Below are 21,789 nucleotides of genomic sequence, written 5' to 3'. Positions count from 1 at the left end.
CTTAAAACCGGAAAACTTGAAATTAAAATTTAATCTGTTCGTACTTTTTTCACTACTATCATGCACTGCCTTTTCCCAAAACACCTACGTTTTTTTAGGTTCCTACAACAGGGATAAAGCGGCAGAATCTATTGTCGTATATCAGCTGGATACTTTAAAGGGTAAGCTAACCAAAATAACTGCAGCAAAAAACCTGATCAATCCGTCGTTTTTGACGGTATCCCCAAACGGAAAATACGTTTATGCCTGCACAGACAGTAAAACAGAAAATGCAGGAAGCGTCAGCAGTTTCGAATTTAATCCACAAAATAAAACGCTTACTTTTTTAAACAAACAGTCCAGTGGCGGCGAAAATCCGGTTTACGTTTCTGTTCATAAAAGTGGTAAATGGCTTATAAATGGTAATTATACCGAAGGAAGTGTTTCGGTTCATCCTTTGATGGAAAATGGCAAAATAGATTCGATTGCGCAAAATTTTCAATATCAGGATGGAAGTGTCCATAAAAAAAGGCAAACCCGTTCCCATATTCATTCCACTATCTTTTCGCCACAATTTGATTATGTATTCCTGCCTGATTTGGGCGCTGATAAAATCCGTTGTTATCAATTTGATGCAACCCTGAAACAGCCTTTAGTTGAAGCCCCCATTCCCTTTACCAAAACAGATCCGGAGAGCGGACCGCGGCATTTGACCTTTCATCCGAATCAGAAATTCGGGTATTGTATCGAAGAAATGTCAGTATCCGTAAGTGTTTACCAATATGAAAACGGAAGTTTAAAAAAGATCCAGCGCATCAACACACATCCGGATTCCATTACCGAAGGTTTTGAAAGTTCAGACATTCATATTGCGCCTGACGGAAAATTTTTATATGCCACCAACAGAGGGAAAGAAAACAATATTGCCATTTTTTCTATCGGTGCCAACGGACTTTTGACAAGTATTGGCTATCAGTCGACTTTAGGAAAACATCCCCGCATTTTTGCAATTGATGAAACCGGAAAATTCCTGATCGCATCCAATGTCCTTACCGGAAATGTTATTGTTTTCAAACGGAATCCAAAAACGGGCTTGCTTAAAAAAACGGGAAAAGAAGTAAAACTGGAAAATGTTTCCTGTGTTCAGATCAAAAAAATATAACTTTAAAAACCGCTCAAAATGAATACATCCCTTTTAAATCTACAACCTGAAATTTTAGAAGATGATCTGACAAAATTAATTCCTTTGCAGGAAAATCATTTTGAAGAACTTTACAAAGTTGCTTCAGATCCTTTAATCTGGGAGCAGCATCCGAATAAAAACCGCTACGAAAGAGACGTTTTCCGAAATTTCTTTGAAGGTGCCATGGAAAGCAAAGGCGCTTTTCTTATTATGGATAAAAGTACGGGTGAAATAGCCGGAAGTACCCGATTTTATGAATATGAACCGGAAAATAAAAGTGTTTTTATCGGCTATACATTTTACGGAAGAAAGTTTTGGGGCACCGGATTTAATGCTCAGGTAAAAAAAATGATGCTGGATTATGCTTTTAAATCTGTCGATAAAGTTCAGTTTCATATCGGGGCAGAAAATTACCGTTCGCAAAAAGCAATAGAAAAACTCGGTGCCGTAAAAACAGAAGAAATAGAGGTCGCTTATTACAACGAACCATCCCGTCATAATTTTGTGTACGAAATAAAAAAACAAGAATAAAACAAAAACAGCATGAAAAGAATCACTGTATTCTGCGGCTCCAGCTTTGGAACGGAAGAAATATACACACAACAAGCAGCCTTGCTAGGAAAAACACTGGCCCAGCATAATATAGAATTGGTTTACGGAGGCGCCAATGTAGGCCTGATGGGTGCAGTGGCAGACGGAACACTCAGTGAAGGCGGAAAAGTAATTGGTGTTTTACCCGATTTCCTGCGTTCCAAAGAAATTGCACATCAGGGACTGACCGAATTAATTTTAGTCGAAAGCATGCACGAAAGAAAAACCAAAATGAATGATTTATGCGATGGCGTCATTGCACTTCCGGGTGGTTTCGGAACTCTCGAAGAACTATTTGAAATGCTGACATGGGCGCAATTAGGCTTACATAAAAAACCCATTGCGATTTTAAACATAAACGGCTTTTACGATTCTCTAATAGCACTGACCCAGACCATGGTCGATAAAGGTTTCCTGAAAAACGTCAATAAAGAAATGCTTTTGGTAAGTGACAATATCGAGGATTTATTACACAAAATGAAGCATTACGTAGCGCCAACTACCGGAAAATGGATTGATAAAGAGAAAATATAAACCTTAAAATTAAATTTCATAAATTAGAGGTTTTAGATCTCAGGTCTCAGTCTCAGGTCTCAGATGACATTTTACATTTTACAAAAACATTCTACATTTATATTCTATGAAAACCGAGAACAATAAATTCGCAAAAGCCGAAATGCTGATAAGAAAACCTGTTTCAGAAGTTTTTCAGGCTTTTATAAATCCCGAAATCACCAGTAACTTTTGGTTTAGCAAGGGTTCGGGAAAATTAGAAGAAGACCAATCGACTGAATGGACCTGGGAAATGTATGGCTTTTCGCTGACGGTCTTAACGAAAGTGATCAAAGAAAATCAGAAGATTGTGATCGAATGGGGAAATCCGGATGAAATCACTTTAGTAGAATGGATTTTTACCCCGTTAAACGAAAGCGAAACTTTTGTAAGCATCACCAATTCAGGTCTAAAAGGAGATTCTGACACCATAATTGATCAGGTCCGAAATTCAACTGAAGGTTTTACTTTAGTTTTAGCCGGTGCAAAAGCCTATTTAGAACATCATATTCAACTTAATTTGGTGCTGGACAGATTCCCGAAAGGGCTGGCGTAGGAGGAGTTCTCAGTTTCAAGTTTCAGGTTCTGTACGGAACTTGAAACCTGAAACCTGAAACAAAAAAAGCACATTGGCCTGTATGCTTTGCCCAGCGGTCATGAAACTTTTAAAGAGGAACTTTATAAATACAAATCAGGAAAAGGTTCTCTACAATTTCCTTTAAACCAACCAATGCCATTTGCCTTAATTACCAAAATTGTAAAATTCAGGCTACAGGAAAATTTAGAAAAAGGAAAAATCAAATAACCCCAATGAATCTAACTGAACATTACAATCAGCTCTATAAAAAATCTTCCGAAGCTATTCTGGCCGGAAATTGCATTCCTGATTCTCAAATCAATAATGAATCTGATTCCCGATTTGGAATAACACTGCTCATTCGCCCAAACGATACCGTAAAAACAAAGATTAAGTTGTTTTTAGAAGCCTTAAAAGAAGTGGAACCTACACAATATTATTATCCTGATTCAGATATTCACATTACGGTAATGTCAATTATTTCCTGTTCGGAGGAATTTCGCTTAAATCAGATTTCGCCTAACGATTACATTGAAGTTATTTGTAAAAGCCTGGTAGATTTAGACGGCATTACAATTAAATTCAAAGGAGTTACAGCTTCTCCTTCCGCCTTGATGATTCAAGGCTTCCCGACTGATGAATCCCTGAATAACTTACGAAATAAACTGCGTGAGAATTTTAAGAATTCAACTTTACAACAAACTATAGACAGCCGCTATACTATCTCTGCTGCACATTCTACCGTAATGCGATTTCAGGAAGAACTTCAGCATTCGAAGCAATTAATCGAGGCCGTCGAAAAATTCCGTAATTTTGATTTTGGGGAGTTTACGGTGGAAAACTTAGAATTAGTTTATAATGATTGGTATCAGAGGAAAAGCAACACCATTCATTTAGCAGATTTCATGATTTGATTTTTTTTGGCGCACATATTTTTTTGCCACGAATTGGCACGAATTTTCACTAATTGAAATATGCTTAATTTTAATAAAATTCGTGCCAATTCGTGAAATTAGTGGCAAAAAAACTATTTATTAAACTTCCCAAAGTGCCATAAAACACCGGACGGATCATGCAGAAAACATTCGCTTCCCCACTCTAAATGACGTGTTGGAGTTAATTTTACCCCGTATTTCTCTGCTACATTAAGTGCCAGCAAATCCTGGTAATAACGCTCCACATCATCGACTTCAAGAAAAACCATCGTGTTTTCGATCCATTCTTTTGCGTAGTAATCCTGAAGATAAAAGGCAATTGCATCACTTTTAAAAACCGAAAAATTAGATTCTAAAACCGTTTCCTCAAATCCAAGATCACGGTAAAAACTTCTTGATATTTCGAAATCTTTAGCACCAATAAAAGGCCTGATTGATTTGATTTTATGTTCCATTTTTATGTTTTTTGAAATTAATGTTCAAACCTGGTTTATTTATCAAAACCCATTTGTTTCCTTAAATCCATATTCAGACTATACTGTTCGGCAATGGGAATAATTTTTCTTGCATTTTTATCGATATCGCTTCCTTCTTTACTCCACAGAAAGGGATAAAAATTAAAAACTTCATCACCCTTTAATTTCGAAACTTCTGCTCTCCATCCTTTCCATCTGCTTCCTTCATAAAACTTCTCCAAATCGTTACCAAAACAAAATTGCAGGAATTCCGAATAAGTAATATCAAGTGGCTCATATTCCAGATTATCAGGTGAAAAATAATATACCTTCCCGGAATCACTCCCTAATGCTCCTCCGTTCAAAATATAAAAACCTCCGACTGCATCATCTGCAATCAATAAAAAAGAAGGGTTTTCACCAAACTCTTTAAATGATTTTCCTTTATTCCAGTCAGGCAGCGTTCTGTTAAATTTTGCGTTTCCGGAACCTAAAATTCTTATCCAGCCATCATCAATCAAAATTCCTCCGGTCATAAAAACAATTGCTCCCATTGGTGAGTGAGTTGTAACTTGTGTTTGATACAAAGCTTCTTTTGCTTTTGATGCTTCTGCCGGTAAAACTTCTACTTTGTTTTTTGCATTTTTAATCCAGTCTTCTACAACAGTCCATCCCGGATCAGCTTTATTTATAAGTTCGTCAGCCTGTTTCATTTTATTTTGTGCTGATGTCACAAGAGTTATAAACATCACTATTATTATAAAAAAATTCCTTGCCATACTTATTATTCTAGCTTTTCTTCAAAATACTCCCTAACCCTCTACCGATTTGCTCAATCGCTTCAAGACCTTTTGTTAATGGTGTAGCCGTAAAATCCTCGTAAGCATCCATAGAAGTGGCTTTACGATCATCTTGCGGATACACTAAAATCAGGTTATTATCATCAAATGATTTTTCGAATTTCTGAGGCAGTTTATCAAAGATCGACTGATAGGAAACAGAACCTTTGCGCGATAAATTAAATACAATTAAATCAGTCGGCGTGATTTCATCTGAAATAGCTTCAAAATCCTCCCAGTCCAGAATACTTTTGAAAGCTAACTTCGCATTTAACCTTAAATTAGTCGCAATCTGCGAAATCGTCTGATGTGTTTTATATTCCGCATAAATAACAATTGGAATGCTTAATTCCTGAGATAAACGACAAATTTTCTGAAGTAAAAGATGAAACCCTACGCCTCTTTCAGAAAAAGGCGGACAAATGAAAACCAGTCTTTTTTCTTCTATAAATGACTTTTGAAACCTGCAGATAAACAAACTTTTATCGACATTGTTAATAATTGAATCTACGTTTTCCCCAAAAATCTTATCCAGGAAACCCGTTTTTCGTGGCCAGCCAATAATGACAATATCTGCCATAATTTCTTTTGAAGTACGGGCAATTCCACTTGCCGGATTATGGTCAATTCTGGCAATGGTATTGATTTTCACTTCTGAAGCAGAACCCTGAATAACGAATTTATCAACCGCTTTTTTATATTTCAGAATGTTAATTTCGGCCTGATCATTATTGGGTACGATAGTCAGCAAAGTGACCGGATTGGTTGATTTCTTATCCTTTATTAAAAGTGCAAAATCCAAAAGACCTGCCGTTGCCGAAGTTTTGGCCAGCGGAATCAGAATATGTTCTTCTAAAATCTGATCTTTATTGGCATCTTCGTGAGAAACTTCTTCTTCGCAGATTGCAATTTTCTTAGCCGCTTTTTCAGTAGCAAAAGAAGCTACGATACACGTTATTAAAATTAGAATAATCGTCCCGTTTAAGATATTTTCATCCAGAATTTTGGCTTTAAAACCTACCAGAATAACCGCCAGGGTTGCCGCGGCATGCGCACTGCTCAATCCGAAAATAAGCTGTCTTTCGGTTTTGGTATATTTAAAAACGACCTGTGTAAAAAAGGCGGCAATCCATTTCCCGAAAATAGCAACAACACTCAGTGTTCCGGCGACAATCAAAGCCGTTGGTCCACTTAAAATCACGCTGATATCAACCAACATTCCAACAGAAATCAGGAAAAACGGAATAAACAATGAATTTCCGATAAACTCAATCCTGTTCATTAAAGCAGAGGAATGCGGAATTAAAGGGTTTAATGCCAAACCGGCAACGAAAGCTCCAATTATAGGTTCCACTCCTGCTACTTCCGCCAAAAAGGCTGCAAAGAAAACGACAGAAAGTACAAAGATATAATGAGCGTGTTTTTCACTTTCCAGTTTTTTAAAGAACCATTTTGCAATTCTTGGAATGACCAAAAACATAATCGCTGAGAAAATGGCCAGCGAAACGCCTAATTTTATCCAGAAAGCCTGGTTCAGGTTGCCCTGACTGCTTCCCATAATAATCGCCAGAATGATTAAAACCGCAGTATCCGTCAGAATCGTTCCGCCAACAGTTATGGCAACCGCCTGATTTTTGGCGATTCCTAATTTACTTACGATCGGATAGGCCACCAAAGTATGCGTGGCAAACATACTTGCCGTTAAAAAACTGGCGTTAAAATCGTATTGCAACAAATAAAAACATACCGGAAATCCGATTGTTAGAGGAAAGATAAAGGTGAAAAAACCAAATAATAAACTCTTATTTTTGTTGGCTTTAAATTCGTTCATATCGAGTTCCAGACCTGCAATAAACATAATATACAAAAGCCCTATTGTTGAAAATAAATCAACAGCCGAGTTTTTTGCCAGAATATTTAGCCCGTGAGGTCCGATGATTACTCCGGAAATTATTAAACCAATAATGCCGGGAATATTTATTTTCTTTAATAAAATCGGGGACAATAAAATAATGAAAAGTATCAACGAAAAAATTAATACTGGATTGCTTAGTGGTAATTCAAATTCTTGTAAAAAATGCTGAAAAAATTCTATCATTAGTGTAATTTTATCTTCTTGGTGGTATTTTAGTTGTTCGTAAAAAAGGCGTATCAATTAAAATGAAACCCACGGAAGTTTTAGTTTACTGATTTTTTTAAAAGGATAAAAAAATCAAATTCTTTAGTATATGCTTCAGTACAAAAATACCTAAAAAAACGACGAACTTTTTACGAAAGTTCTATATTAAGCATTTAAATTTATTTCGTTGTCAAATTATTAAAATTTAATATCTTTTTTAACAAAACCGCAAGATTTATAAATGATAATAAAACTTCTTTGCATTATTCAATTATCTTTGTCTTAATAAAAATTGAACAATGGAAGAATGTATCTCTGTTTTTGATATGCTTAAAATTGGTGTCGGGCCTTCAAGCTCGCATACACTTGGTCCCTGGCGTGCGGCCGAACGTTTTTTGGAAGAGTTAAAAAACGAATCAATTTTAGACCAGATTAAACGGGTAAAAGTCGATTTATACGGATCCCTTTCTTTAACCGGTAAAGGCCATGCTACCGATTTGTCCGTTATGTTAGGTTTAAGCGGTCAGGATCCCGAATATATTCCGGTGGAAAATATTGCCGGAATTATAAAAAATATCGAAGACAAAAATGAAATCGTTCTGGGAAATCAGATTACGATTCCGTTTTATTTTCTTCAGGACATTGTTTTCAATAAAGAGTTTCTTCCTTTCCATGCCAACGGATTAAAATTTACCGCTTATAAAGCCGATGACTCTGAATATGAATCGACTTTTTATTCTATTGGCGGCGGTTTTGTTGTGAAGGAAGAACGCGAAAATGCCAAAATCAAAGAAGTTATAAAATGTGCCTTCCCCTTCCCGATTCAAAATGCGGTTGAGCTTCTGAGCTATACCGTTTCGGAGAACAAACTGATTTCTGAAATTGTTTACGAAAACGAAAAATCTATGCGTCCGGAAGCGGAAATCCATTCCGAGTTAATGCGTATCTGGACTACGATGCTCGAATGCATGTACATCGGCTGCCATACCGGAGGAATTCTTCCGGGCGGCTTACACGTTCGCAGGAGAGCTTTTGACATGCATCAGGGTTTAATTGGTTTATCGAACTACAATTCCCCGCAGACCTGGCTGGAAGAGATTCGAAAAACCGAAGTAAAATTTCGTCAGATCCTAAAATGGGTAAGTTGTTTTGCACTTGCCGTGAATGAAGTAAATGCATCCCTCGGCCGTGTGGTAACAGCACCAACCAATGGAAGTGCTGGTGTAATCCCTGCTGTATTGATGTACTATCTGGTGATCGAAAACCATAACGCCGGAGAAAAAGAAATCAAACAATTCCTGATGGTTGCCGGAGAAATTGGAAGTATCTTCAAAAAAGGATCTACCATTTCGGCCGCAATGGGCGGTTGTCAGGCAGAAATTGGCGTCTCGTCTTCTATGGCTGCTGCTGCACTTTGTGAATTAATGGGCGGAAGTCCTGCTCAGGTTCTGATGGCTGCCGAAATTGCCATGGAGCATCATTTAGGTCTGACCTGTGACCCTATTGGCGGTCTGGTTCAGATTCCATGTATTGAAAGAAATACGATGGGTGCCATAAAAGCCATAAATGCTGCCGAGTTAGCGCTGGAAACTGATTCGAAAAATGCAAAAGTGCCATTAGACAAGGTAATCGATACCATGTGGCAAACCGCAAAAGACATGAATTCTAAATACAAAGAAACCTCTGAAGGCGGTTTGGCAATTGCCGTAAATATGGCGGATTGTTAAAACGTTTGCTTAATTTATTTTTGCCACAGATTAAAGGATTAGCACAGATTAAATAATCCTTTTAAATCTTTTAATCTGTGGCAAAAAAACTCTTTCAAAAAATACTTCATGAAAAAATATTACTTTTTAGCAATCCTATTTTGCTCCGTTATACTGCACGCTCAGGAACGCTACTTCCTCAATTCAGATACTCGTTTGTACACTTCACCAAACACTTCTGCTGAATTTTTAGGATATTTTAAATATGGCGCCGAAGTTCAATTATTATCCGAAAGTAAAAACGGCTGGTATAAAGTAAAAGCAGATAATTTATCGGAAGGCTATATTCCCGAGAAATTCGTTACCACACGATTAAACGCAGCCGATGTTAAAGTCAGAGACAATGAAAATCCACTTATAGAAGGCAATGATAATTATTATGGCAGCAACCATCTTTTTGTTTTAGTGGCCGGTTTGAAAGCGCGTGCCCAGCCTGATAAAAATTCAAAAATTAAAGAAATCCTGAATACAGGTGATCCTGTGGCAATTAATTATCTTCCTAAAAACCAGGAAGAATGGGTAAATATAAGCGGGAATTTTAGTGATGAATACGCTAAATTTACATTAAGAAAATTCGTTGGAAAAAGACCTGACTTCAATACTTTACTCAAAGAGTTTGACAAACTCGATGTTACTAATATTCAAGAACGCAAAACGGTTGGCGAGCGACTTGTAGAACTGGCCTGGAATAGCAACAGTGCAACTTTAGCTCCGGCTTATCAAAAATATTATGAGGTAGTCAAACAAATAAACGATCCAAAACTTCTGGCTGATACCGAATTGAATATGATCATAGCCAAAGGATTAGCTAAGCATAAAAATCCGGAAGAAATTCTTGCTTTCGTTAAAAAATCAGAATTTGTTCTGAAAGGAGTAAAAACCAAATCGCTGTTTTTAACTCAGAAAGATTTAGTGAAGATATTCGGAAAACCGGTAAAAAAAGCAACCATAAGCGATGAATGCAGCGTTTACTTAAGTGACCTTTTTTATTATTACCCGGATTTGGAAGCGTCTGTCGATGAAAAACAAAATCAGGCAGAAATAACCAAAGTTTTTATTAACGAAAACAACAAACTCGTTTTTAATGCCAATGCAACTTTAGACCATTCGGTATCCGAAAAAGCATTTGTCGAAAAATACGGTCCTTATATTGGCGCCTCCATAAAGGCACCACATCTTTACTCCATACAATTGGAAGACAGTGAATTTAAAATAGAGTTCAGAGATGGAAAGTTATTTAACATCGAAATATTCTTCTATTGCTGATTTCAATCTATAATTATTCAATACTTTTACATCTTCAAAAAAAAATAAAATGTCAGTAGCAAAAAAAGATTATAAAAGAATCACAACAAAGTCACTAATCGAAATGAAAAGCAACGGAGAAAAAATCTCTATGCTTACGGCTTACGATTTTACAATGGCTAAAATTGTGGATACCGCAGGAGTCGATGTGATTTTAGTCGGCGATTCAGCCTCAAACGTTATGGCGGGTCACGAAACGACATTGCCAATTACCTTAGATCAGATGATTTATCACGCTTCGTCTGTAGTTCGTGCGGTAGAAAGAGCATTGGTGGTAGTTGATTTACCTTTTGGAAGTTACCAGTCTGATCCAAAAGAAGCTTTGCGTTCTGCTATTAGAATCATGAAAGAAAGTGGCGGTCACGCCGTAAAACTTGAAGGAGGAAAAGAAATTAAGGAATCGATCAAAAAAATATTAAACGCCGGAATCCCGGTTATGGGACATTTGGGTTTAACCCCACAATCCATCTATAAATTCGGAACATACAGCGTTCGTGCAAAAGAAGACGAAGAAGCTGAAAAACTAATTGAAGATGCCAAAATGCTTGAAAAAATAGGCTGTTTTGGTGTTGTTTTAGAAAAAATACCAGCACATTTAGCAGAGCAGGTTGCCAAAAGCATTTCCATCCCGGTTATTGGTATTGGTGCCGGAGGCGGCGTTGACGGGCAGGTTTTGGTTATTCACGATATGTTAGGAATGAACAACGAATTCAGTCCGCGTTTCTTACGTCGTTATCTAAATTTATACGACGAAATGACCAAAGCAATTGGTCAGTATGCTGCTGATGTTAAGTCTAGTGATTTTCCGAATTCCAGTGAACAATACTAAAATTAGACTTTCTTAGATATTAGACTGTCTTAGACTTCTTAGATCTTATTCTTTGAAAATCTGAACAATCTAAGAAGTCTAAGACAGTCTAGAATCTAACTAATCTAAAAAATGCATCAATTTAAAGAGCTTTTAATCTGGAAGAAAAGCAGATTGTTTTGTTCTGAAATTTATAGCGCAACAGCTAATTTTCCAAGTGAAGAAAAATTTGGAATAACAAATCAATTGCGAAGAGCTTCGGTTTCAATTCCTTCAAATATTGCAGAAGGTTCTTCACGAAATTCTAATAAAGACTTTGCAAGATTTTTAGAAATTGCAATCGGTTCTGCTTATGAAGTAGAAACACAACTTTTAATTTCATCTGATTTAGGATTTATAAATGAAGAAAGCACAAATGAATTAACAACTATGTTGGAGGAAATTATTAAGATGACATCAAGATTTAGAGCGACTTTATTATGATTTTTCCAAAGACACTAATCAAAACAATCCAACCAAGTGCTGCACTCTAAGAAGTCTAAGTCAGTCCAAAAATCTAAGCAAGTCTAAAATGAAAATTATTTCAGATAAAAACAATCTCCAAATCCTACACGAAGACAATCACATTATTGTGGTCAATAAACGTGTGGGTGATATTGTACAGGGTGATAAAACCGGTGATAAACCTTTATCTGATGTGGTTAAGGAATACATTAAAGACAAATACAATAAACCGGGTGATGTATTTCTGGGAGTCATTCATCGTTTGGACAGGCCTACTACGGGAATAGTGGTTTTTGCCAGAACCAGCAAAGCGTTAACGCGAATGAACGAAATGTTCAGCAATCGCGAAACACAAAAAACATATTGGGCAGTTGTTAAAAACAAACCCGTTGAAACAACTGCCAAATTGGTTCATTTTCTAAAGCGAAATGAAAAAAATAATACCTCAAAAGCCCATTTAAAAGAAGTTCCAGACAGTAAAATTGCCAGTTTGGACTATACTGTTTTCAAAGAACTTCAGAATTATGTGGCTTTAGAGATCAATCTTCATACAGGCCGCCATCATCAGATTCGTGCTCAATTGGCCGCAATCGGCTCTCCGATAAAAGGAGATTTAAAATATGGAGCCGACCGGAGTAATCCCGACGGAGGGATTCATCTGCACGCCAGAAAATTAGTTTTTGTACATCCTGTTTCTAAAGAAAACACTACAATTATTGCGCCTGTGCCGGATGAAACGATCTGGAATGCGCTGTGATTTTATGATGAAATTGTTATTTTTTTAAATTTTATCATTTAACTTGCAGAGTCAAAAAATCAAGTTAATCGCAAAATGGACTACAAAAACGACATCGGATATAGAAAAGAAACGCTAAAAAAGTTATTGTATAACATTCAGAAAAGCGAGGATCTAATTGTAAAAGCTTTATACGATGATTTTAAAAAGCCTGAATTTGAAGCTGTTTTAACCGAAACCAATTATGTCATTTCAGAATTGAAAGACACCATTAAGAATATCCATAAGTGGGCAAAACCAAAACGTATTTTCCCATCGCTTCTTAATTTTCCTTCCACTGATTATATTTACAAAGAACCGTACGGAAAAGTATTGGTAATTGCACCCTGGAATTACCCTTTTCAGCTTGCCTTGTGCCCGCTTATCTCGGCTGTTGCGGCGGGAAACAGCGTGGTTTTAAAACCTTCGGAACTTACACCCCATACATCAGCAATCATAACGAAGATCATTCAGAAGACTTTTCATATCAATCACGTTGAAGTTTTTGAAGGTGGTGTAGAAGTTTCAAATAAACTACTGGCACAACGATGGGATTATATCTTCTTTACCGGAAGTGTAGCCGTAGGTAAAGTGGTTGCCAAAGCCGCTGCGGAAAATCTGACTCCCGTTACCCTTGAATTAGGCGGAAAAAACCCTTGTATTATTGATGAAACTGCCGATTTAAAATTAGCTGCCAAAAGAATTATCTGGGGCAAGTTTATCAATGCCGGCCAAACCTGTATTGCTCCCGATTATATCCTGATTCAAAAGAATATGAAAATCAATTTTCTCTCTTTTATGATGGAAGAAATTACAAAAGCCTATGGCAAAAAAATGGAGAAATCGCCTGATTTTGCCCGAATCATCAATACCAAAAACTGGTTGCGTTTAGTGAATATGATTGATCCGGAAAGAGTAATATTTGGCGGAGAAACAGATGCTAACGCCTTATATATCGCACCGACACTTCTTGAAGAACCAGGTTTGGACAGTCCTGTGATGAAAGAAGAAATTTTTGGTCCAATTTTACCTATCCTTACGTATGAGACGGAAGAAGAAATTAAAAATGTAATCAGCAGATATGAGAAACCTCTTGCATTTTACGTTTTTAGTGATAACAAATCTTTTGCCAAAAAACTAATTACAACTTACTCTTTCGGAGGCGGTTGTATCAACGATACTGTGGTACATTTTTCTAATAAAAGACTCCCTTTTGGCGGTGTTGGCCATAGTGGTATAGGAGCGTATCATGGCCGACTAAGCTTTGATATTTTCTCGCATCACAAAGGAGTGGTCAAAAAAGGAAACTGGCTGGACCTGCCGATGCGTTATGCTCCTTATAAAGATAAATTAACGGCAATTAAACGCATATTAGACTGGTTATAAGCACTAAAACATTTTAGTAATGTTTTGTAGATTTTTATATGGAATTGATTAAAAATATTATATTTACGTCTGAATAACATCAAAGAAAACAAGACTATAAAACAATTTTACTCAAAAAAATGAAATCTACACTTGACCAAATCGAAGACATTAGGAAAAATGGCTATTCGTTAGATTTTTCGAATGTATTCAACCACGCTTTCGAAAACTACAAAAAAATAGCACTTTATGCAGGATTGATATTATTGGTATTTTCTATTTTAGCTTTTTTCCTTGGCGGAGGAATTTTAGTAGCACTTTATGGAGTTGAGCATTTTAACGAACAATTCTTCAAAAACCTTCAAAGCGAACAGACAGACAGTTCAATCTTAATGATCTACACTTTAGTGATTGCTTTTGTAGCTGCATTTTTAAGTCCGTTTACAGCAGGATTTCTAAAAATGGCTGATTGTGCAGATAAAGATGAAGCGTTTAATGTTTCCACTATTTTTTCTTATTATACGTCACGTCACTTTCCAAACCTTTTTATAGCCACCTTGTCAATCTCTTTGTTGGGAGGGCTAATTTCAGTTGGTTTCAGCTTACTGGGCATTATGTTCGTAGATACCCTCATTACAGTTGTGATTACCTTATTTACTACGCTAACAATTCCTTTGATCATTTTTGGTGAACTAAACGCGATAGATGCTATCAAATCGAGCGTTATGATCGTAAGTAAACAACCCTTTGTAATTCTTCTTTTAGTGATCGTTGGAGGATTGGCTTCTATGGTTGGTTTTATTGGCTGTTGTATTGGTATTGTATTTACAATTCCAATTACATATTCCGTAAATTATGCGATTTACAGAGCTATCATATTAAATGATGAAGACGAAAATTCTATTGACGCTATTGGTCAGTCGGATTTATAATAATTGCAGATTTTCTAAATAAAAAAAAGAGCTTAACCTACTCTTTTTTAGAAACTCAAAAAGGCTATTTACTAAACCAAATATACCCCAAATACTATGGTACAAAACTATAGTTGTATTCATTCATTGATTTCGGGAATCACCACTTTTGGAGATGCCCTGAAAGCAAGCGGATTAAACTGGTTTGTATTTAATTCTGATATTATTTTCTATAACAATCCTAAAATCATTATTTTAGGATTGTCTTTAGCTGGATTTCTTACTTTGCTGATCTATCAATTTTTTAGAATTAAGGCTAAAATTGGATATTTCATCGAAAAGAAAAGAGAAGATGACACTGCCAGCAGGGAATACCAGCTCTACATTCTGTTCTTTGGGATCGCCATTATTGTAATCGAAATTATCAATGAAATCTTTAAGATCAGACCTAAAAGTTTATTGATCGCAAATGTATCCCTTGGTTTTTTTGTACTGCTGATTTATTTTGTAACCGATAAAATAAAAGTACTGAGAGATAAAATTCAGCCCATTTTTATCTTCTCTTTCTTTATTTATATTTCCTATGTTGCCTACAATATTACTTACCTTTCTAATGATGTTGTACCGATTATTGTTTTTTTAATTTCGTTTTTCTTTGCTTATAATATTTTAAAGCCCATCAGGATTTACTGGATTTTCGTCGCCTTGGCTTTTACCTTTCAGATCATTACAATTGCTTTTCATTTAATTCCATTAAAATCCTCCATATTATTAATCAATTTTTCGATTCTGATTTTCATTATCAATCAGGTAAAATACGCCGTTTTATTAAACAGCCGGGATAATTTCAGATTTACAAATGAAATTGTTCACAAAGGAAATTCGCTTACCATTGCAACCAATCAAAAAGGTGAAATATTATTTTGCAGTGAAACCATTACCTCTATTTTAGGGTATCTGCCGGATGAAGTTATGGCCATGAAATTCTGGAAACTCACTGAAGACCAGGAATTCATACAAGAAAATCACAATAAAATGCAGATTGATGATAAACTGTATATTCAGAAATTAAAAAATAAGAATGGCGAGTACAAATACATCCAATGGAAAGATAAAAAGTTTTCTGAAGATTTAATTATCAGCATTGGTCAGGATGTTACGGAACAGATTATAGTTCAGGACCAATACAAAAACCTGATTCAGACCGCTACGGATATCATATTTGAAATCAATGTAGATGGTTATTTTACGTTTGTAAATGAATTTGGGTTTTCTATTTTAGGCTATTATGAAAGTGAAATAATTATGCAGCATTATTCCAATTTCATCCATGAAGATTATATAAAAAACGCCGTTGATTTTTACGAAAATTTAGAGCAGAATGAAATCAATTATCCCACTATTGAAATTCCAATCTTAAAGAAAAACGGCGAGGAATTATGGATTTCCCAAAAAGTAATTATTCGTAAAAACGACTTAGGCCAGACCATTGGTTTTGCAGGTATCGCAAGAGATATTACGGAAATAAAAGATATCGAAAACGAGAAAAAAAGGCGTCTCGAAAAAATCGAATCCTACAACAATTCCACCAAAAAATTATCAACCACCGATTTTCGGAATTACAGCAATTTTCAAACCGTAATTGATTATATCATTCAGGAAGCTGCGACCGTATCCAGGACAAACAGAGTGAGTTTCTGGAGATATTCCAATGACATTATAACCTGCAAAAACTTATTTAGCTGGGATAATCAGAGCTTAAGTGATAAAAATGTTCTCGATAAGGAATCGTATCCGATTTACTTTGAAACCTTAAAAAATAAAGCCATTATAAACGCTCCGGATGTTTTTAATAAATTAGAAACCTCCGAATTTAAGGAAGTCTATTTTACCCGGAATAAAATAAAATCGATGCTGGACGTGCCTATTTTCCTGAACGGGCAACTAGCTGGCGTGGCTTGTTTTGAAAGTACCGAGGAAAAAAGAGAGTGGGATAATGAAGATATCAATTATGCCAGAACCATATCAGATGTGATATCGCTGGCCATTTCATCCCAAATGCGGCTTAAAGCAGAGAAAAAACTGGAACTGAAAAGTGAATTACTTTCTGCACTGGCCCTTTGTACAGAAAAGTTTTTAATGAGCAAAAGCACGCATAAAATGTTTGAGGAGACCTACGAAATTATAGGGGAAGCCTCAAATGTCGATCATATTTTTTATTACGAAAAAGACTTTGAAACCAAAACCATTACCCAGCAATACAAATGGTCCAGAGATGGCGTGAAACATCAAATAACAGAATTACAACATTTTACAGAAGAAGATTTAAAAGAAATAATTGAACATTCTCAAAGTAAAAAAGTGTTAAGCACTTTAACACAAAACCTCGAAGATACTTTTTTCAAAAAATTGCTGATTGCCAATGAAATCAAATCTATTTTGATTTTGCCTTTATATACCAATAATACCTTTTCAGGTTTTATCGGTTTTGATGACTGCACCAAAGACAGAAAATGGACGGATGATGAAATCTATATTTTTCAGACACTGGCCAATAATATTTCATCAGCTTTGGACCGAAACAGAAATCAGGCGAAAATCAAAGAAAGCGAAGATGCCATAAAAGCCAAAGAACTGGCAGAAGCGGCAAATAAATCAAAATCTGATTTCCTTGCCAATATGTCTCATGAAATTCGTACGCCTTTAAACGGCATTATCGGATTTACACATTTACTGATGAAAACGAATCTTGAAGAAATTCAGGAAAAGTACATGACCACCATCAATCAGTCCGCGCATTCTTTATTGGAAATCATCAATGATATCCTTGATTTCTCTAAAATTGAGGCCGGAAAACTGGAGCTTTTTATAGACCTCTACGACATCCAGAAAATATTAGGACAAATATTTGATTTAATCGTTTATGAATCCAATCAAAAAAGTCTTCAACTTGAACTGAACGTCGATCCAAACGTGCCGAAATACATCTGGACCGATATTGTACGTCTAAAACAAATCCTGATCAACCTTTTATCCAATGCCATTAAGTTTACAAACGAAGGCTGCATCAAACTAAACGTTTCGGTTATTGAGCAAAAATCAGAAGAAAATTACATCATCCGTTTCTCGGTTATTGATACCGGAATTGGCATACTGGAAAAAAACCAGAAGAAAATATTCAAGGCTTTTTCTCAGGAAGACAGTTCTACGACCAGAAAATTCGGAGGAACCGGTTTAGGTCTAACCATCTCTAATCAGCTGCTCGCTTTGATGGAAAGCCGTTTACAGCTCAAAAGCAAAATAGACGAGGGAAGTAATTTTTATTTTGACCTGAATTTAAATATCAGTCACAAAAGCATTAATGAAAAATACAAAATAGTATCCAAAACAATCAACCACGAATTTGATCTGAATTACTATTCCAATCAAAAAAAACTAAGCATCTTAATTGTAGAAGACAACAAAGTAAACATGCTTTTGCTCAAAACAATCTTAAAAAACCTGAATCTCAACACGATTATTTATGAATGTGAAAATGGTTATGAAGCTGTAAATCAAATCGAAAATATTAGTCCCGATCTGGTTTTTATGGACATTCAAATGCCGATTATGAATGGTTATGAAGCTACAAGAGCCATTAGGAATACATTAACAGGAAAAAGCATTCCGATAATTGCAGTTACCGCCGGTGCCGAAAAAGACGAACGAAACAAATGTTTATCTGCCGGAATGAATGATTACATTTCAAAACCGATCATTCGCGGTACGGTTGAAGAGGCTTTATCCAAATGGATAAAATAGAAATGATATTCGTTTTAATACAACAAATTCTCCAAAAAAAGCTATAAATTCGTACAGCTGAAATTATTATAATCATAAACACAACACAATATGAAGTGGTTAGGCAGAAGACAAAGTGATAACGTTGAAGACAGAAGAGGTTTGTCTGGCGGAAAAGTTGCCGCAGGAGGCGGAATTATTGGTATAATTATTTTGTTATTAAATGTTTTTGGTGGTGAAACCGGCCAAACTGTCGGGAATGCTTTAGAACAAATGCAAGGCGGACAGCAATCCACGGAAGCTGCAGCACCGCTAAGCAAAGAAGATAAGGAAATGGGGGACTTTGTTAGGACGATACTAGCTTATAATGAAGACACCTGGAGCAAAATTTTTGCCGAAAATGGCATGACCTACGAAAAGCCTAAATTAGTACTTTTCAGAGGTTCCGTACAAACAGCCTGTGGCGGAGCATCCTCTGCTTCCGGACCATTTTACTGTCCCGGTGATCGAAAAGTATATATGGATTTAGACTTCTTTGAGGAACTAAAAACAAAATTTGGAGCCAAGGGCGGGGACTTTGCAATTGCATACGTTATATCGCATGAAATTGGCCACCACATTCAGACCTTACTCGGGACTTCAGAAAAAATGCGTGAAGAGCAGCAAGGGAAAAGCGAAGCAGAGGCTAATAAACTATCCGTAGCTTTAGAACTACAAGCTGATTTTTACGCCGGAGTATGGGCTCATGATAACCAGCAATATCTTGAAGCTGGCGATATAGAAGAAGCCTTAAGTGCCGCAAATGCGGTTGGAGATGATGCTATTCAGAGTAAAATGCAGGGTCATGTAGTTCCGGATTCGTTTACACATGGTACATCCGAACAAAGAATGTACTGGTTTAAAAAAGGTTTTAGCACCGGAGATATCAAACAGGGAACCACTTTTGAAGAAATAAGATAATACACAACCAAATATAATAAACCAATTGGAGCATGACTTAAACGTCATGCTTTTTTTGTATCAAAAAAAAAAGACAATCTTTAAAATCTAAATTCCAAACTTTATAGTGCTGCACAATGTTGTCATTTCGACGTAAGGAGAAATCACATCACCTATTCCGTGCTGTGCGTCTATGCGCATGTGATTTCTCCTTACGTCGAAATGACAAAAAATATTGACTCAATTCTAATTGCTGAGATTTGGAATTTGGGATTTGGAATTTGAAATTTGGAATTTGGAGTTTAAGATTTGCGATTTAAATTAAAGGCACAAAAAAAGCCTTGAATTTCTTCAAGGCTTTAAATTTCTGGGTGGCTGACCGGGTTCGAACCGGCGACCCTCGGCACCACAAACCAATACTCTAACCAGCTGAGCTACAACCACCATTTTTCTTTGCGGTTGCAAATATACAACAAAGGTTTACTTCTACAAAGAAAAATTTGAAAAAATTACATCAAATTTTCTAAGCTATTGACAGCCAAACATCTTTCGACAGTAAATCCTTCCGCAAAATCTTTCCCAACAAGCCTTCCTAAGTCCTGTGCACGGTAATTTAAACTTTCAAGGAAGTTTTTACTTGTAATGGGCGTAGCGGGCTCTTTGGAATTGGCATCATAAAATTGCGTTTTATACGCCAGAATAGCTTCTATTTTTTTCTCTTCAAAACCTGTGATGTCCACTACGAAATCCGGTTCAATGTTTTTCCACTGAATGTAGTGATAAACAACTTTTGGTCGCCAGGCTTCCTGATTCACTCCGTCAATTGAAGTTTCGATTTTCATTAAACCGGATAAGAAGCAAGCATCTGAAACTAATTTACTTCCTTTCCCGTGGTCGATATGACGATCTTCAATAGCATTGCACAATACAATTTCAGGCTGATACTTCCGGATCATTTTAATGACTTCCAGCTGATGTTTTTCATCATTTACAAAAAAGCCATCACGCATGGCCAGATTCTCACGAACTACAACACCCAATACTTTTGCTGCATCCGCTGCCTCCTGATCTCTAATTTCAGCCGTACCGCGCGTACCCAGTTCGCCACGTGTTAAATCAACAATACCTACTTTTTTACCCAGTGATACTTCTTTTAAAATGGTTCCGGCACAACCTAATTCCACATCATCCGGATGTGCGCCAAAGGCTAGTATATCTAATTTCATTTTGTTTGTTTGTTTGTTTTTTTTGTTTCAGGTTTCAGGTTTTGAGTTGCAGTTTTCAGTCTCAGTATGCATTGCGACTGAAAACTGCGACTGCATACTGCGACTATTTTTCACTTCCCCAAAACTCTTTTCATCGTCATCGATTTATTGACACTTTCCTCCCACTCTTTCTCAGGAATACTTTCTTTGGTAATACCGCAGCCCATGTACAAAATGGCTTTATTTTCCATAATCTGCATGCTGCGTAAATTTACGAATAAATCAGAACTTACGGCGTTTGATGCGAGACTGCTGTTTAATTCCCCTAAAAAACCCGTGTAAAAAGTCCGGTCATAGTTTTCGTTTGCAATGATAAATGCTTTTGCTTTCTTTTTAGGCAAACCGCAGACTGCAGGTGTTGGATGCAGCGTATCAATTACTTCTTCCAAAGTCGAATTTTCATTTAAAACACCCGAAATATCGGTTTTAATATGCCAGATCGATCCCGCTTTGATACTGTAAGGCTCCGTCACCTGAACCGATAGCGCCACTTCACGAAGTCTTTTTACAATAAAATCAGTTACATATTGCTGTTCGTCTTTTTCTTTTTGCTGCCAGGAAATTTCAACTTCTGATTCGGCTTTTTGCGTTCCGGCCAAAGCAGTGGTTTCAAATACATTTCCGTTGGCTTTTAATAATTGTTCCGGCGTTGCCCCCATCCAGAAGCCGATTTCAGGATGAAAAAAGCAATAACTAAAAGTAGTCGGATACAATTGAATCAACTGCTGAAAAGTCGTTATAAAATCAAAATCCGTTACCACCACACTTTCGCTTCTTGATAAGACCACTTTTTTGAACTCTTCGTTTTTAATCGCCTGAATTCCTTTGGCAACTAAATCTTCATATTGTTTTTTAGCAACCGGATCAAAACCGGAATCACTCCTTTCAATCAGACTGAATTCTATATTTTCCTGTTCGGAAGTAATTATTTCAGATTCGTTTTCCGGAATCAGAATCAGTTGCTTTTCATCAAAAGAAGCAAAGACAAATCCCTTTTCGGTAAAATCGGAAACGGTATACAAAACATTATTTTGTTGTAAAAGCCCAATCATTTTAGTTGAATTGGGTTTGGAATAAAGTACAAATGGTAAATTTTGTTCTTTATGCAGTTTTATTTTAGAAAAGAAATTATTCATCATTC

19 protein-coding genes and 1 tRNA gene are annotated in these 21,789 nt (G+C 36.3%); 14 read left to right on the top strand and 6 right to left on the bottom strand.

Annotated features, from left to right (window positions below; translation table 11 throughout):
• Positions 1-16 precede the first annotated feature (16 nt).
• From EV142_RS09395 to EV142_RS09370, 5 genes are all read left to right on the top strand, one after another.
• Positions 17-1,141, top strand: coding sequence for a lactonase family protein (locus tag EV142_RS09395; protein WP_132034811.1), 1,125 nt, complete (start codon positions 17-19; stop codon positions 1,139-1,141).
• An 18-nt stretch (positions 1,142-1,159) separates the two neighbouring features.
• On the top strand, positions 1,160-1,693 hold the full coding sequence (locus EV142_RS09390; protein ID WP_132034810.1) for a GNAT family N-acetyltransferase: 534 nt from the start codon (positions 1,160-1,162) through the stop codon (positions 1,691-1,693).
• A gap of 12 nt (positions 1,694-1,705) precedes the next feature.
• Positions 1,706-2,287, top strand: a complete 582-nt coding sequence (locus EV142_RS09385; RefSeq protein ID WP_132034808.1) for an LOG family protein — start codon at positions 1,706-1,708, stop codon at positions 2,285-2,287.
• Positions 2,288-2,393: 106 nt separating this feature from the next.
• Entirely contained in the window at positions 2,394-2,861 is a 468-nt protein-coding gene (locus EV142_RS09380; protein ID WP_132034806.1) for an SRPBCC family protein, read from the top strand.
• Between the two features lie 254 nt (positions 2,862-3,115).
• Complete coding sequence (locus tag EV142_RS09370; protein WP_132034804.1) at positions 3,116-3,796, top strand: 2'-5' RNA ligase family protein; 681 nt, start codon at positions 3,116-3,118, stop codon at positions 3,794-3,796.
• Between the two features lie 113 nt (positions 3,797-3,909).
• On the opposite strand, the gene EV142_RS09365 is transcribed toward EV142_RS09370, so the two are convergent.
• The 3 genes from EV142_RS09365 to EV142_RS09355 are packed head-to-tail and all read right to left on the bottom strand — an operon-like array spanning position 3,910 to position 7,209.
• Complete coding sequence (locus tag EV142_RS09365) at positions 3,910-4,272, bottom strand: VOC family protein (RefSeq protein ID WP_132034803.1); 363 nt, start codon at positions 4,270-4,272, stop codon at positions 3,910-3,912.
• A 35-nt stretch (positions 4,273-4,307) separates the two neighbouring features.
• Positions 4,308-5,021 (bottom strand): DUF2625 domain-containing protein, encoded by a 714-nt coding sequence (locus EV142_RS09360; RefSeq protein ID WP_238698684.1) that lies wholly within the window; start codon positions 5,019-5,021, stop codon positions 4,308-4,310.
• A gap of 40 nt (positions 5,022-5,061) precedes the next feature.
• The gene (locus tag EV142_RS09355; protein WP_132034801.1) at positions 5,062-7,209 is read right to left on the bottom strand and encodes a cation:proton antiporter; all 2,148 of its coding nucleotides are present in this window, start codon (positions 7,207-7,209) and stop codon (positions 5,062-5,064) included.
• A gap of 320 nt (positions 7,210-7,529) precedes the next feature.
• Between EV142_RS09355 and EV142_RS09350 the strand changes: the two genes are divergently transcribed.
• The 9 genes from EV142_RS09350 to ypfJ all read left to right on the top strand — a co-directional run bounded on the left by EV142_RS09350 (position 7,530) and on the right by ypfJ (position 19,404).
• Positions 7,530-8,957: an L-serine ammonia-lyase gene (locus EV142_RS09350; RefSeq protein WP_132034799.1), complete on the top strand. Its 1,428-nt coding sequence runs from the start codon at positions 7,530-7,532 to the stop codon at positions 8,955-8,957.
• A gap of 108 nt (positions 8,958-9,065) precedes the next feature.
• Positions 9,066-10,262, top strand: coding sequence for an SH3 domain-containing protein (locus tag EV142_RS09345; protein WP_132034797.1), 1,197 nt, complete (start codon positions 9,066-9,068; stop codon positions 10,260-10,262).
• 49 nt (positions 10,263-10,311) lie between these two features.
• On the top strand, positions 10,312-11,130 hold the full coding sequence (gene panB / locus EV142_RS09340) for a 3-methyl-2-oxobutanoate hydroxymethyltransferase (protein WP_132034795.1): 819 nt from the start codon (positions 10,312-10,314) through the stop codon (positions 11,128-11,130).
• Positions 11,131-11,241: 111 nt separating this feature from the next.
• Positions 11,242-11,592, top strand: a complete 351-nt coding sequence (locus tag EV142_RS09335) for a four helix bundle protein (RefSeq protein ID WP_132034793.1) — start codon at positions 11,242-11,244, stop codon at positions 11,590-11,592.
• A gap of 88 nt (positions 11,593-11,680) precedes the next feature.
• Positions 11,681-12,370 (top strand): RluA family pseudouridine synthase, encoded by a 690-nt coding sequence (locus EV142_RS09330; RefSeq protein WP_132034791.1) that lies wholly within the window; start codon positions 11,681-11,683, stop codon positions 12,368-12,370.
• 75 nt (positions 12,371-12,445) lie between these two features.
• A complete protein-coding gene (locus tag EV142_RS09325; RefSeq protein ID WP_132034789.1) occupies positions 12,446-13,774 on the top strand; it encodes an aldehyde dehydrogenase in 1,329 nt (442 codons plus the stop codon).
• Positions 13,775-13,893: 119 nt separating this feature from the next.
• Positions 13,894-14,685, top strand: coding sequence for a hypothetical protein (locus tag EV142_RS09320; protein WP_132034787.1), 792 nt, complete (start codon positions 13,894-13,896; stop codon positions 14,683-14,685).
• A 96-nt stretch (positions 14,686-14,781) separates the two neighbouring features.
• Positions 14,782-18,465 carry a response regulator gene (locus EV142_RS09315; protein WP_132034785.1) on the top strand — a complete coding sequence of 1,228 codons (3,684 nt, stop codon included), beginning with the start codon at positions 14,782-14,784 and terminating at the stop codon, positions 18,463-18,465.
• Positions 18,466-18,555: 90 nt separating this feature from the next.
• Positions 18,556-19,404, top strand: a complete 849-nt coding sequence (gene ypfJ / locus EV142_RS09310; protein WP_132034783.1) for a KPN_02809 family neutral zinc metallopeptidase — start codon at positions 18,556-18,558, stop codon at positions 19,402-19,404.
• A gap of 349 nt (positions 19,405-19,753) precedes the next feature.
• Here ypfJ and EV142_RS09305 read toward each other — a convergent pair.
• The 3 genes from EV142_RS09305 to EV142_RS09295 form a co-directional block, all read right to left on the bottom strand.
• Positions 19,754-19,827, bottom strand: a tRNA-His gene (locus EV142_RS09305).
• Between the two features lie 65 nt (positions 19,828-19,892).
• A complete protein-coding gene (gene bshB1 / locus EV142_RS09300) occupies positions 19,893-20,609 on the bottom strand; it encodes a bacillithiol biosynthesis deacetylase BshB1 (protein ID WP_132034782.1) in 717 nt (238 codons plus the stop codon).
• Between the two features lie 110 nt (positions 20,610-20,719).
• A complete protein-coding gene (locus EV142_RS09295) occupies positions 20,720-21,784 on the bottom strand; it encodes a chorismate-binding protein (protein ID WP_132035548.1) in 1,065 nt (354 codons plus the stop codon).
• Positions 21,785-21,789 lie beyond the last annotated feature (5 nt).

Source organism: Flavobacterium circumlabens, from assembly GCF_004345565.1.
GTDB classification, from domain to species: domain Bacteria; phylum Bacteroidota; class Bacteroidia; order Flavobacteriales; family Flavobacteriaceae; genus Flavobacterium; species Flavobacterium circumlabens.
This window is presented reverse-complemented; position numbering and strand designations above follow the sequence as displayed.

Coding starts and splice junctions, on each gene's coding strand:
- EV142_RS09380 (WP_132034806.1), top strand. CDS start 2,394: ATGAAAACCGAGAACAATAAATTCGCAAAAGCCGAAATGCTGATAAGA.
- EV142_RS09325 (WP_132034789.1), top strand. CDS start 12,446: ATGGACTACAAAAACGACATCGGATATAGAAAAGAAACGCTAAAAAAG.
- EV142_RS09320 (WP_132034787.1), top strand. CDS start 13,894: ATGAAATCTACACTTGACCAAATCGAAGACATTAGGAAAAATGGCTAT.
- EV142_RS09315 (WP_132034785.1), top strand. CDS start 14,782: ATGGTACAAAACTATAGTTGTATTCATTCATTGATTTCGGGAATCACC.
- EV142_RS09330 (WP_132034791.1), top strand. CDS start 11,681: ATGAAAATTATTTCAGATAAAAACAATCTCCAAATCCTACACGAAGAC.
- bshB1 (WP_132034782.1), bottom strand. CDS start 20,609: ATGAAATTAGATATACTAGCCTTTGGCGCACATCCGGATGATGTGGAA.
- EV142_RS09360 (WP_238698684.1), bottom strand. CDS start 5,021: ATGTTTATAACTCTTGTGACATCAGCACAAAATAAAATGAAACAGGCT.
- ypfJ (WP_132034783.1), top strand. CDS start 18,556: ATGAAGTGGTTAGGCAGAAGACAAAGTGATAACGTTGAAGACAGAAGA.
- EV142_RS09385 (WP_132034808.1), top strand. CDS start 1,706: ATGAAAAGAATCACTGTATTCTGCGGCTCCAGCTTTGGAACGGAAGAA.
- EV142_RS09355 (WP_132034801.1), bottom strand. CDS start 7,209: ATGATAGAATTTTTTCAGCATTTTTTACAAGAATTTGAATTACCACTA.
- EV142_RS09335 (WP_132034793.1), top strand. CDS start 11,242: ATGCATCAATTTAAAGAGCTTTTAATCTGGAAGAAAAGCAGATTGTTT.
- EV142_RS09350 (WP_132034799.1), top strand. CDS start 7,530: ATGGAAGAATGTATCTCTGTTTTTGATATGCTTAAAATTGGTGTCGGG.
- EV142_RS09295 (WP_132035548.1), bottom strand. CDS start 21,784: ATGAATAATTTCTTTTCTAAAATAAAACTGCATAAAGAACAAAATTTA.
- EV142_RS09345 (WP_132034797.1), top strand. CDS start 9,066: ATGAAAAAATATTACTTTTTAGCAATCCTATTTTGCTCCGTTATACTG.
- EV142_RS09370 (WP_132034804.1), top strand. CDS start 3,116: ATGAATCTAACTGAACATTACAATCAGCTCTATAAAAAATCTTCCGAA.
- EV142_RS09390 (WP_132034810.1), top strand. CDS start 1,160: ATGAATACATCCCTTTTAAATCTACAACCTGAAATTTTAGAAGATGAT.
- panB (WP_132034795.1), top strand. CDS start 10,312: ATGTCAGTAGCAAAAAAAGATTATAAAAGAATCACAACAAAGTCACTA.
- EV142_RS09365 (WP_132034803.1), bottom strand. CDS start 4,272: ATGGAACATAAAATCAAATCAATCAGGCCTTTTATTGGTGCTAAAGAT.